The sequence below is a fragment of the Pontibacter ummariensis genome, assembly GCF_900188175.1.
Lineage (GTDB): Bacteria > Bacteroidota > Bacteroidia > Cytophagales > Hymenobacteraceae > Pontibacter > Pontibacter ummariensis.
In genome coordinates, this window is record NZ_FZOQ01000004.1 from 198,064 (window position 1) to 210,943 (window position 12,880).

A 12,880-nucleotide genomic window follows, 5' to 3' on the forward strand; every position below is an offset into this window, starting at 1 on the left:
ACTTCGGAAATATATCGGACGGTAAAATTTAATTTAACTTACTTTTACTTTCTATACCTGTTGTTCGGGGATAACAAAAAGCTCCTCAAATGAATGCTTTAAAGGTATTTAAACAAACCATAGAGTAAGCAAGATTAAAAAAGTTCTAGTCCTCCCCCTACAGCACAAAAGCCCCTGTACACGCCGTACAGGGGCTTCTTTCTTATGTGGGCATATCTCTCGTGCAGCACCTTTGTAAACTCTGACACTTAAAGCAGATAAGGTGCCGGGTTAATTTACCTGCGCTTTTAGCTATAAGTGCACGCCAGCCACAGCTTCCAAATGTCCTGGCGGGGTAGTTTGCGTTCAAGAAGGCCACTGCCGGAGGTTGTTCTTTATCAGCCCTAGCACCAGTTTTCTGTGGTCTGCTTCCTCTTTCACTTTCTGTTGAAAATTCTGCGCTGTTACCGTCGGCACTCCCATCTCTCTTAGCCTGGACAGGTCCGGCGGTGGGGGGGCATCCTCTGACTTCTGAATGAAGGCGGCCTTCAGTGTTTGCAAAAAGCTCTCTACCGTCTCCCTGGTAGAGGAAACATAAGCCTGTGAAGGGAGGCACTCATCTTCCACGCCATACTCGAGTAGCAAGATGGCATCGTAGAGCACGGCAATGGCAGTACCCTGAAACTTTTTGGCGTTTTTCGTGTGATAGTAATGCAGGATAGGGAAAGCCAGGTGTTGCTCGGTGAGCGTGGCCAACTGCTGAGAAAGGGAGTTGAGTTGGAACTCCATTGCCTTAAAGTCCCGGCCATTCCAGAACTTTGCTAAGAACTCCGCGGCGGTGCATCCCACACTGGTAACCTGGCTGGCAAACGACCGCTTGTTCACGACGGCCATCACTACCTGGAAAACATAGGTAACGGACAGGGTGATCATCAGCATGCCGCAAAGGCCTACCAGGGAGCTAATTATCTGCCACTTATCCCCATTAGGGGTAAAGTCTCCGTTACCGATCGTAAACAGGCAGTAGGCCATGTACCAGAGCACATCCGTGAAGTCGGGCGTGCGGCCTGATCTTGTGGAGAGAAGGGAGGAGAGATCACTGTAGAAGATCAGGGTCCAGCCTAGCCACAGCGATAAGATCCAGAGCAGTATGCTACCGCTGAGGATAAAAGGGCCGGATAAACTTAAAGCTTTATGGTTTTCATTGCTGATAGCCATCCGAAACAGGCGCCAGACTGCCGTGGTGAAGCGGGAAGTAATGGGAGCGGAATCGCCCACTATCCAGATAGTCGTCCAGAGAACCTCTACTATGCTCCAGAAAACAAGCAATATGCCCGCGACCAAAAGAAGAATGTTTGTTTCCATAGTTTGCGTTTGTAGCAGTTTTACGCTGCTCGTATAAAGCCGGGCAATGCAAAAAGCCTCCAGGGAGATTCTTTTGTCAGTAGGAGCACTATTTGTTCCTACTGCTACAGTAAGATTTGTTTAGCTTGTGAGATAACTTCCTCTTTTGTTAGTGCTTCGGCTGACCGATGTCTGATCAAGTAAAATTCCTTGGGTAGAGATTACTTTTGCTATTTTAAGTTCCTAAAGCTCATAGAGACTTTGATCTTTTCTTATCGTTTCGTAGAAGCGTATAGTAGTTTAATTTTTCTTTTTAAAAGGCCGAACAATATACGCATGGCGCACTTACCGCACTTAGTTTTAGATTTAGGACTTATACTAGGAGCAGCTGGTATCACTACCTTAATTTTCAAAAAGCTGAAGCAGCCGCTGGTACTCGGATATATTATCGCCGGCTTATTGGTGGGACCAAACATCTCGCTGTTCCCAACCATCGCCGAACTGGAGAACATACAGATCTGGGCCGAGATCGGCGTTATATTTCTTCTTTTTAGCCTTGGCTTGGAGTTCAGCTTTAAGAAGCTGGTGGAAGTGGGCGGAGCCTCCTCTGTAATGGCCATTATCGAGGTGGTGGTTATGCTACTGCTCGGCTACCTCACCGGCAAATTGCTTGGCTGGTCCACCATGGACAGCGTCTTTCTAGGTGGCATCCTTTCTATCTCCTCTACCACTATCATTATCAGGGCCTTCGACGAGTTGGGCGTAAAGTCGCAGCGTTTCGCCAGTTTGGTGTTCGGGGTGCTGATCGTGGAGGACCTGGTGGCGATCCTGCTGCTGGTGCTGCTGTCTACCCTGGCTGTGAGCCAGCAGTTTGCCGGTACCGAGATGCTGACAGCGGTGCTGAAGCTGGCCTTCTTTCTGGTACTATGGTTCCTGGCAGGCATCTTCCTGATCCCGACCTTTCTGAAGAAGACAGGGAAGCTCATGAACGATGAGACGCTGCTGATCGTCTCCCTGGCACTTTGCCTGCTCATGGTGATACTGGCAGCCCAGGTGGGTTTCTCTCCGGCCCTGGGTGCCTTTATCATGGGCTCTTTACTGGCGGAGACCACCAAGGCCGAAAAGATAGAACACCTCGTGGCCTCGGTAAAGGACCTCTTCGGGGCCATCTTCTTTGTCTCGGTGGGCATACTCATCGATCCCGCCATGATCGTTACCTACGCAGGCCCTATTGCCATCATCAGCCTGGTGACGGTGGTCGGTAAGGCCTTAAGTATTACGGGCGGGGGACTGATAGCGGGCCAAGGCTTGAAAACATCCATTCAGTCAGGTATGAGTGTGTCCCAGATTGGGGAGTTCTCCTTTATCATTGCCACCCTAGGCCTTACGCTGGATGTTACGAGCGATTTCCTGTACCCGGTGGCCGTGGCGGTGTCGGCTGTTACGACCTTTACCACACCGTATATGATCCGCCTCTCCGAGCCCTTACACCGAAAAGTAGAGGCGGGGCTTCCAGACAGGTGGAAAAAGGCCCTGAACGAGTATAGGTCCGGGACGCAGACAATTAGCACCACAAGTGACTGGCAGCTGGTGCTCAGGTCCTACATCATCAACCTGGTGATCTACTCGGTGGTTATTGTCTCCATCATTATACTGGCCGCCCGGTACTTAAGCCCGTTTATCCTGGATCAGGTCATCGCCGGCAATTGGGGAGATCTCCTGACAACCGCCATTACGCTTGTTTTTATGGCCCCTTTCCTGTGGGCGCTTGCCGTGTACCATCCCCAGAAAGAGGCAGAGGGAAGAATATGGGCAAACAAAAATTACCGGAGCCTGATCATCGTGTTGAAGTTCGTCAGAGTTAGCATCGCCATCCTGTTTATCGGCGTGCTGCTCAACCAGTTCTTCTCCGTTCAGACGGCTGTAATAGTGGGGCTGGCGATAATTGGCCTGATGGTGGTGTTCTCCCAAAGGATTCAGAATTTTTACATCAAGATAGAAAACCGCTTCATGCGCAACTTAAATGCACGTGAGGTCCGGGAGGCGGCAAAGATGCACCACACGCTCACGCCTTGGGACGTGCACCTGAGCAGTTTTGATGTCTCTCCGGAGTCTGTTATTGGCGGCAAGAGCTTGCTGGAACTACAAGTCAGGGAGAAACACGGGGTGAATGTGGCCGTGATAGAGCGGGGCGACCGGACCATTATGGCCCCCACGCGGGGAGAAGTGATTTTTCCTGGGGATAGACTCTATGTTTTCGGATCAGACGAACAAGTGGAGGCCTTTAGAAAGCTGATCGAGACCAGGCTGATACCGTCAGCAGACGAGGAGGAAGAAAGAGAAGATATCAGCTTACAGAAGCTGAGGGTAACCTCGGACTCTGTTTTACTGCACAAGACCATTCTCGAGTCCGGGCTCCGCGAAAAAACGAAGGGGCTTATTGTGGGCGTAGAGAAAAATGGGGAAAGGATCCTTAACCCGGAAGCTAACCTGGTGTTTGAAGAAGGCGACATCGTCTGGATTGTAGGCAGCCCCTGGCGCATCAAGCAGTTGGAAGAAGCAACGCACGAGGTAGAGCAAAGCTAAGTCCTTAGCTTGACAGCATAGGTCAGGAGGAGGTGCTTTACGAGCCGTCCTGCCTGCTGATGAGTGCCATTGTCCTTCACAGGCTAACAGGGCAGCCTGTTAAAAACATAAGAAACGGTATGCGTCAGATACTTATGTCTTTCGTGTGCGTGTTTGCAGGTCTTCGTGAAATAGGCGGCTAACTGGTTTGGCTGTGGCTGAGCGAAAGGACGCCCTGGTACTACGGCCTCTTGTGAGCTGTTGCCCTGGCTGGGTATGGTGCTGTTGCCGCTTACCAACCGGCAAACTTCGGAAGAGTTTATGCAACCTATGGCGGCATTTTTATCAACCTGGCCATCCTGTGAGGATGGAAGGTTGATCAGGTGGTGCCCGATAAGTAGGACATCATCGGGGGGCGGTTGCCTTGCTGGGCATGTGTATCACTATGTTTTCCCCACGGTCCTGAGTAGCGGGCTTCCTGCGGTTCACCCTGCTCCTGATTACGAAGTTGGAGCCTCTCATTCACTTGGAAATCTACTGGGCGATACCCCCCATAGCAGAACAATAGTACGTATAATATGTAAGATAACAGGAAACAAGCCTTTGCCATACTGTTCCGGAGCTAAGTTCTAGGAGACATAGGTGCGGGGATAAGCATTTATGAATGGCTGTGGTGCTGCCACAGGAGCTGTTCTCTGTTTTACCCTAGCCTGTAAATGGCTTTAGCGGGGACAGGTATGCCAACATAATCACAGCCGCCTGGCTTTCCTGCGCTACCCGGTTCCACTTGCGTCACAGTTACACCTGTACAATAGTGCCTGCATGAGTTGTTGTTTTACTGCGCTACAAGGGAACTATGGCCCACTTACCTCACTTAGTCACTGACCTGGGCATACTGCTAACTGCGGCCGGTATCACGACCCTGATCTTCAAAAGGCTGAAGCAGCCGCTGGTGCTGGGCTACATTATAGCGGGGCTGCTGGTTGGGCCGCATTTTGCCTTTTTTCCCACTATACACGAAATCGAGAACATCCGGATCTGGGCGGAGATCGGCGTTATCTTCCTTCTCTTTAGCCTGGGCCTGGAGTTCAGCTTTAAGAAGCTGGTGAAGGTCGGCGGGGCATCGTCCGTCATGGCCTTGGTGGAGATCGTGACGATGCTGCTGCTGGGGTACACGGCCGGGCAGCTTTTAGGCTGGTCCACCATGGACAGTGTCTTTCTGGGGGGGATCCTGTGCATCTCCTCCACCACCATTATTGTTCGTGCCTTTAACGAGCTGGGTGTCAAGCCACAGCGTTTCGCCAGTTTGGTGTTCGGGGTGCTGATCGTGGAGGACCTGGTGGCGATCCTGCTGCTGGTGCTGCTGTCTACCCTGGCCGTGAGCCAGCAGTTTGCCGGCACCGAGATGCTGGCTGCGGTGCTGAAGCTGGGGTTCTTTCTGGCGGTGTGGTTCCTGGCGGGCATTTTCCTGATTCCGACTTTCCTGAAACGGGCAGGCAGGCTCATGAACGACGAGACGCTGTTGGTGGTGGCTATTGCGCTGTGCCTTCTCATGGTCATGCTGGCTTCACAGGCTGGCTTCTCCCCCGCTCTGGGCGCCTTTATCATGGGCTCCATCCTGGCTGAGACAACAAAAGCAGAGAAAATAGAGCATTTGATAACCCCCGTCAAAGACCTTTTCGGCGCCATCTTTTTTGTTTCGGTGGGGATTCTGATCGATCCAGGCATGATGGTAACGTACGCAGGCCCTATCGCTCTCCTGTCTGCCATCACAGTTCTAGGGAAAGTGGTCAGCATTACAGGCGGCGGCCTGCTGGCAGGGCAAGGGCTCAAAACCTCTGTTCAGGCAGGCATGAGCGTTACGCAGATCGGGGAGTTCTCCTTTATCATTGCCACCCTGGGGCTGACGCTGTATGTAACGAGCGAGTTTTTGTACCCGATCGCCGTAGCGGTCTCTGCCATCACCACCTTTACCACACCTTACATGATCCGGCTGTCTGAGCCATTGTATAAGATGTTAGAAGCGGTGCTTCCTGACCAATGGAAAGAACGCCTGAACCGGTATAGCACCGGTGCGCATACCATCAACACGACAAGCGATTGGAAGTTGGTACTGCGGTCCTACACCACCAACATGGTGGTTTATGCGGTCGTTATTATAGCTATTGTCATGCTGGCTGACAGGTATTTGAACCCCTTTATTATAGAAAACGGGATAGAGGGTTTTTGGGCAGACGTAGGGACCACAGGAGCCACCCTGGTTATGATAGCCCCCTTCCTCTGGGCACTGGCGCTGCACCACCCCCAGAAAGAGGCGCACAGCCGGATATGGGCGAACAGCAAATACCGCAGTGTCGTGCTGGTGCTTGAGTTTGCCAGGGCAGGCGTCGCTGTGCTAGTGGTTGGTTTCCTCCTGAACCAGTTCTTTTCTACCTTGGCCGCTATCATCGGGGGGGTGGTAATCATAGCCTTGCTGGCCCTGTTCTCAGAGAGAATCCAGAACTTCTACAGGCGTATTGAAGACAGCTTTTTATCGAACCTGAATGACCGCCAGATCAGCGACGACCACAACATTGCTCCCTGGGGTGCCCATCTCACCAGCTTTCTGATCACCCCTTCCTCCGCCATCATTGGCGGCACCCTGGAGGAACTGCAGATAAGAGAGCGGTTCGGGGTGAACATCGCTGTTATTGAGCGGGGCGAGCGCACGATCATGCCTCCTACAAGGTATGAGAGAATATACCCCTACGATAAGATCTATGTATTTGGAACCGATGAGCACATCGAGCCTTTCCGGCAGTATGTCGTAGACGAAGGGGCTGTAGGCGCTGTGGCGGCTGGGAAAGAGGATGTAAGGCTCCAGAAGCTCGTTATATCATCTTCTTCTGTTCTATCGAACAAGACTATAAAAGAGTCCGGGATCAGGGAAATGACAAACGGCCTGGTGGTAGGGATCGAAAGGGCGGGCACAAAGATCATGAACCCGGATTCAAACCTGACTTTTGCAGAAGGAGATATCCTGTGGATTGTCGGATCGCCTTCGCGCATCAAGCACTTAGAGGAGACTGCCGTAAAGCCCGCCCTCGACAAGCATTTTGCCGAACAAAGCTAACTGTTACTTAACAAGCGAGGTCTTTTCCCAAAAATGATCATATGGCATAGCCCTTCTAATTTTGAGCCCTTTCGTTCTTCATTTCTGTCATCCTGTAAAGGAATCTTTTAACAGATGGGCTCCTACACCGCCTTAGCAAAGGCTTAACCTCCCAGGGGAAGAGGGGGGCTATTTCTATCCGGTTTTCTAACAGAATGGCTGTGGCTTCAAGGCTATGTTTTTCGAACGATTCTGCCCTCTGGCTGCTATGGTTCGTATAACGGCGGGGCATCGCTACTTTGTTGGTTAATTTAGTGCGGTAGTAACGATGCTGTTTGCAGGTCTTATCTCGTCTCCACTGCCCCGGCTAGCTTTGCAAGTTAAGCGCCATAATACAGAGCCGATGCTGGTTTTCAGCTATTAGCCTCCGGAAACACCAACAGTGGCACCTTCCCCTGGTCCGCGACCTCTTCTGTTATGCTATCGGAGAACAGCTCCTCCCAGATACTTTCGGAGCTCGGGAACACAACCAGCAAATCAGGCTTTATCGCGTCCATGTGTTCTTTTAGCGCTTCAATTCTATTCGTATTTGGAACAGTGTGTAAAAGAATGGAGTATTCTTGCGGTTCCTGCCAGAGCTGATGCTTTCTTAGAAACTCCTCCAGTGCTCGTTTGCTCTTTTCTTCATCTGATACAAACAGGAAATGCAGCACGCTCCTGTAACTTCGGGCAAGGCGCAGCAATATACCTATGCCTGCCCTGTACCGGAACTTTTCTGGTCGGATAATGAGCGTGATGTTGGTGAAACCTTCAAACATAAACCCTTTTGGGACAACCAGCAGTGGCTTTGTCGTGCTTTTTATCAACTGCAAACTGTTACTGCCCAACAGGAAGTGCTCCAGTCCGCTTGCCCCTGAGTTACCCATTACCTGCAGTTCGATGTTGTGTTCTTCTGATAGCTGAATGGCTGCCTGAGGTAAAGGCCCCGCAACTATTTTTACCTGGTACATCACCTCTTTATGCCGTATGTGCAGCATCTGAAATAGTTGCTGCACCTCTTTTCTGAGCTTCTCCTGCCACTTTGCCTGATCTAAAGCCAGTAGTTCTGTAAACAGTTCCTGTGGGGCTGTAGCCGGGACAAGCGGTTTGTCCATGGCATGGGCGAAAATAACTTCTCCGCCATAACGCTGCGCCAACTGCATAGCTGCCCGCAGCGCAAAGTGGGCGTTAGCAGAGAAATCGGAAAGCGCCAGGATCTTTAGCATGTCTGAGGGCCTTTTATTTGCTATACGTGCCGCAACAGTTATGTTGCTGGTGTTCAGCGGTGTTTACTGAGGCCATTTAGGAGGCAAAAGGAGACGGAAAAGCGGTGCGGTACTTAATTTATGGCGTTTGATGGAATATGGAAGCGGCCTTGAAGCGCCGGCTTCTTTAGGTGGAGCTGTGGCGGTGTTATAAAGTGGAGGGCCTTTCAACTACTTGCCAACCGACTCAGGGGGCGGCAAGAGAAAGACCCAGGCTCAAGGCAAAGCAGTGGCAGGAGCTGTCGAAGTCTTAGTTAGGGCTGTGGATTCCGGCACATAGGGTAGCGTAACAACAAATTCCGTCCATTCGCCTGCCTCCGTCGTGACGCTTAGCTCTCCTCCGTGCCCCTTTGTTACAATATCGTAGCTGAGGGAGAGACCCAGGCCAGTTCCCTGCCCAGAGGGCTTGGTGGTAAAGAAGGGCTGGAAGATTTTACCCTGCACATGGGGTGGGATCCCGGTACCGTTGTCCCACACCCTGATCTCGACTTTCCCGTTTTGGCTACCGGTCGTTACCATTACCCGCGGCGCATAGTCCGCCACGCCTTGTCGCTGTTTCTGCTGTACCGAGTAGAAGGCATTGTTGTAGAGGTTCAGCAGTACCTGTCCCATTTCCTGCGGCATTACTTCCACCTTCTCCAGCTGCAAGTCAAGGTGCGTGTCCAGGAGACACTCAAAGTGCTTGTCTTTGCCCTTAACGGCAATGTAAGCTAGGCGCAGGTACTCTTCCACCAGGGCATTGAGGTTTGTCCACTCTCTTTGGCCGGAGCTGGCCCGGGAATGCTGGAGCATGTTCTTAACAATGGCATCGGCTCGCCTGCCGTGGTGGTGTATCTTCTGTAGGTTCTGGTGCAGGCTCTCCAGGATTTCGGCTGTTTCTGCTCTCGTTTCCGGCGGCAGCTGGAGGAGCGGGCCGGCCCACAACTCCTCCACCAGACCGAAACTGAGCTCCGAGAAGTTGTTCACAAAGTTCAGCGGGTTTTGAATCTCATGGGCGATACCGGCCGTGAGTTCTCCCAGGCTAGCCATTTTTTCTTTCTGCACCAGCCGGTTCTGGGTTTGCTGTAACTCGTGGTAGGCCTTTTCTATTTCCCGGGCCTGCTCCAGCTCCCGCTCCCTCGCTTTTTTCCGCTCCCTGTAAAGGAGCCGACGGCGCTGGTACCTGTCTACCGCCACTATTCCCGCTATAAGACACAAGCCGTAGAAGGCATAAGCCCACCAGGTCCTGTACAGGGGGGGCAGGGAGCTGAAGCTAAAGGTAGAGGCCAGGCTTTCGGCGCCATAGACGTTCTTTGCCTTCACGCGAAACACATAGTTTCCCTCGTCGAGGCCGGTGTATTCTTTTTTGGTTTCGGTGGTCCAGTGCGACCAGTCCTTGTCTTCTCCCTCCAGTTTATAACTGTAGAGCAGCTGAGTAGGGGCTTCGTAAGAAGTGGCGGCAAACTCAAAGCTGATGGAACTGACCTCATGGGGCAGGGTAAACCGGAAGCGGGGCGACTGCGTGAGGCAGGGAGCCCCGCCTCCGGCAAAGGCTCCCAGAAAAACCGTAGAGTCGCCCGACAACTTTACCTTGCGGAGCACTGTGTGCGGCCTGGTATCATAGTTTTTTGACACCCTGGAGTCATAGCGGAAAATGCCTTCGGTGGTGCCCAACCATACAACGCCCTTGGGGTCTGTGTGTATTGTCCAGACGTCTACCTGTGGCATCCGGCTCAGTGGGATCGTATCCCAGGTGTAGGTGTTGTCTGGATGCCCGTGTAAAGGGCCGGTTTTGAACTCAGAGCTTAGCCAGATCCGCTTGTGTCGGTCTTCGGTCAAGTTGATGGCCTCGCGGGTATCGTTGGCGAAGGAAACCCCGAACGTACTGTCAGGGGCGAGCAAAAGGCGGCTGCCTCGCTGCTGTAGGCTATAAATGCCCTCGCTGGTGCCGAAGTAAACTTTACCGTTGATACTGTGTGCTTCCAGCCGGCGTAACCTTTGGGCCAGTTGGGCAGAGGGCTTATAGTTAAAGACCGGTGCCTGCATGATCGCAGCCGGGGAAGCCTTGATGGCAGAAATATTGTCCTCACAGCTGGCCCACAGTGTCCCGGCCTTATCTTCTGCCAACCAGATTACCCTGTGTGCCACACCCTTTACCTTTCCTTCCCACTTCCATCCGTCCTCCTGGTGGGTAAGCACAGCCAACCCATCAGATGAGCCTACAAAGAACCTGCTTGAGTCGCGCCTGGAACGGAGGATTGTCTTATACACGGTGCCATTCTCTGGGGGAGACACCCGCTGCAAAGCCCCCTTTGCCAGCACGTATACGCCCGGTGTACTCACAACCAGCAGAGCATCTCCCAAGTCCAGCAGTTTCCATACTTCGTTTTGGAGGGGCGTAATTTCCTCGAATGTGGGTGTCAGGGCATCCTCGGTTGCCACGTACAAGCCGGAGGATGTGCCAGCGTACAGGAGCTTGTCCTTTTTTAAGATAGAGAGCACAATTCCGTCCAGCCCTGTAGCCTCGCCCAGGTAAGAAACGGGGGAGGGGTAGCTAATGCGGCTGACGCCTTTGTTTAAGGAGGCCCACAGGCCACCTTCCTGGTCCTGGTAGAGGTGGAGAACCGCGTTGTCGTTCAGGCCGCTTTCCTTGTTTATGATCTTTTTTACCTCCCCCTTGTAATTAACGATCACAACACCCCGGGTAATCGTAGCCAGGGCGATGGTGCCATCGGCCAGGGCGATGCCGTGCATAAAGTATTCCTGCTCCAGGGCATCGGCGGGCCGGGGTGCCAGTTTATGCAGGATATGATCTTTATAGAGAAACAGGCCCTGCTCGAAGGTGGCCATAAAGAAGTTGTGCCGGGAAGCCTTCGAAGCGGGAAGAGGCAACAGGGCTGTTACGTTTAAGGTATCAAACCCTTCGGTGCCAGGCAGTGCTTTAAACTGTTCATTCTCCAGCACACACAGCCCTTTTTCTTTGTCTAGGGCGTACAACTGGTTTCGGACGGTAAAAATGCGTCCAAAACCAGCCTTGCTGCCCCAGGCCTTAAAATGCCGGCCAGACCAGCGGAAAATACGCTCCCCGTTACTGAAATAGACGTCCCGGCCCAGAGCAGCAAGTTTCACGACCTTCAGGCCGGGGTACTTGCCCTGCAGGTGCGGTAACAGGGACACAAAGCGCATGTTACCAAGGGTATCAGGGGCCAAATACCCAAAGTTATTCGTGCTGCCGACAAATACCCTGCCCTCGCTGTTTTTAGCGAACTGAAAGCGGCCCTCGTAGCCGGTGCCCTGTACTAGCCGCCAGGTAATGCCATCATACTCGAGCACACCGCTCGTGTTACTCACGTACAGGATCCCTCTGTTATCCTGCATAACGCCCCAGTTCTGTGGACTGGAAATGTAGGCGTTGTTTTGATAGGCAGCAGGAGGGAAGGACTGTATAAATGGGTCGCCGGTTTGGGCCAGTAAGCTAAAACTACCTATCAGAAAAGTAACGGTAACAAGCAGGTATTTAAACATGGCTTATGCTGTGAGGGCACCATAGGATATATACGAGTTGCAAATGATTATTTAGGTAAAAATTTGTATTTTTATTTAAGATTTTGCTTTGTAGCAGGTTGATAATCAAAGCTTAAACATTTAAAAGTTGTGTTATGCCACAAGGAACAGTTATCGCCGTTAAACCACTTGGCTACGCCAGTGAGAATACCTTGCTATATGCCCGCTCCCTGAACGCCAGTGGTGCGGAAGGCAGCGGGCCGGACACAGGACAAGGGAATCTGGTTTACATTAAGGTGTTTGAAGAAAAAGAAAAGCTTGGGTTCGGGAGAAAGTCAGATACAGTAGTCTGGTACGAAGACACAGAGGGGCGCCTTGTCGAGGGAGACCATGTGCACTTCGAAATAAACAAGGACAGGACCAAGCCCATCCAAGGGGCACAAAACGTAAGGAGGCTTCAAGGGGGGCGGTTTTATATACCTGGGGACCTGCTTTCCAAGGTGGCCCTGCTAAGCTCCCTGCTGTTACTCGTCGCCCTTGTGCTGGATAGGCAAAGGTAGCTGTAGCTTTGCCGCCTGTTGCCCATGCACAGCAAGGCTGCCTTGTGTTTCAGCCACAGAATGGCTAAGTTTAATTATAGCTTCAAGCTCAGGTTATTTTATGGAACTACGGATAAACGGCAAAAAGCGAACAGTAACAGCAGATGCGAAAACGCCCCTGTTGTATGTGTTGCGCGATGAACTGGACATGACAGGAACAAAGTACGGTTGCGGCGAAGGCCAGTGTGGTGCCTGTACCGTGCTGCTGGGCGATGCTGCTGTCCGCTCCTGTCAGATACCGGCAAGCGCTGCGCAAGGGAAGGAGATCACCACCATCGAAGGCCTGGCGCAGGACGGCAAACTGCACCCCGTGCAGCAGGCTTACCTGAACGAGGATGTGTTCCAGTGCGGTTACTGTGCCTCCGGTATGGTGATGTCTACCGTAGCGCTGCTGAGAGCCAAGCCTAAACCGACAGAGGAGGAAATCATAGGATTTATGAATGGCAATGTGTGCCGTTGTGGCACCTATCCCCGCATCCTGGCGGCAATAAAAGAAGCGGCGAAGGCCTAAAGAG

Annotated in this window: 8 protein-coding genes; 5 read left to right on the plus strand and 3 right to left on the minus strand. The window is 52.2% G+C overall.

The features are described 5' to 3' along the window. Window positions 1-345: 345 nt before the first annotated feature. Window positions 346-1,344 carry a potassium channel family protein gene (locus CHB92_RS06405; RefSeq protein WP_089318360.1) on the minus strand — a complete coding sequence of 333 codons (999 nt, stop codon included), beginning with the start codon at window positions 1,342-1,344 and terminating at the stop codon, window positions 346-348. A gap of 315 nt (window positions 1,345-1,659) precedes the next feature. On the opposite strand from CHB92_RS06405, the gene CHB92_RS06410 reads away from it, so the two are divergent. From CHB92_RS06410 to CHB92_RS06420, 3 genes are all read left to right on the plus strand, one after another. After that, complete coding sequence (locus CHB92_RS06410; protein WP_089318361.1) at window positions 1,660-3,909, plus strand: cation:proton antiporter domain-containing protein; 2,250 nt, start codon at window positions 1,660-1,662, stop codon at window positions 3,907-3,909. A gap of 245 nt (window positions 3,910-4,154) precedes the next feature. Beyond that, window positions 4,155-4,253, plus strand: a complete 99-nt coding sequence (locus CHB92_RS26090) for a YnfA family protein (RefSeq protein ID WP_245842350.1) — start codon at window positions 4,155-4,157, stop codon at window positions 4,251-4,253. Window positions 4,254-4,744: 491 nt separating this feature from the next. Next, window positions 4,745-7,000, plus strand: coding sequence for a cation:proton antiporter (locus CHB92_RS06420; RefSeq protein WP_089318362.1), 2,256 nt, complete (start codon window positions 4,745-4,747; stop codon window positions 6,998-7,000). Window positions 7,001-7,392: 392 nt separating this feature from the next. On the opposite strand, the gene CHB92_RS06425 is transcribed toward CHB92_RS06420, so the two are convergent. Beyond that, a complete protein-coding gene (locus CHB92_RS06425) occupies window positions 7,393-8,244 on the minus strand; it encodes a universal stress protein (protein ID WP_089318363.1) in 852 nt (283 codons plus the stop codon). 255 nt (window positions 8,245-8,499) lie between these two features. Beyond that, window positions 8,500-11,787: a sensor histidine kinase gene (locus CHB92_RS06430; RefSeq protein WP_089318364.1), complete on the minus strand. Its 3,288-nt coding sequence runs from the start codon at window positions 11,785-11,787 to the stop codon at window positions 8,500-8,502. 134 nt (window positions 11,788-11,921) lie between these two features. Between CHB92_RS06430 and CHB92_RS06435 the strand changes: the two genes are divergently transcribed. Together CHB92_RS06435 and CHB92_RS06440 are read left to right on the plus strand one after the other, a co-directional pair. Then, on the plus strand, window positions 11,922-12,326 hold the full coding sequence (locus CHB92_RS06435; RefSeq protein ID WP_089318365.1) for a hypothetical protein: 405 nt from the start codon (window positions 11,922-11,924) through the stop codon (window positions 12,324-12,326). 100 nt (window positions 12,327-12,426) lie between these two features. Continuing rightward, window positions 12,427-12,876 carry a (2Fe-2S)-binding protein gene (locus tag CHB92_RS06440; RefSeq protein ID WP_089318366.1) on the plus strand — a complete coding sequence of 150 codons (450 nt, stop codon included), beginning with the start codon at window positions 12,427-12,429 and terminating at the stop codon, window positions 12,874-12,876. Window positions 12,877-12,880 lie beyond the last annotated feature (4 nt).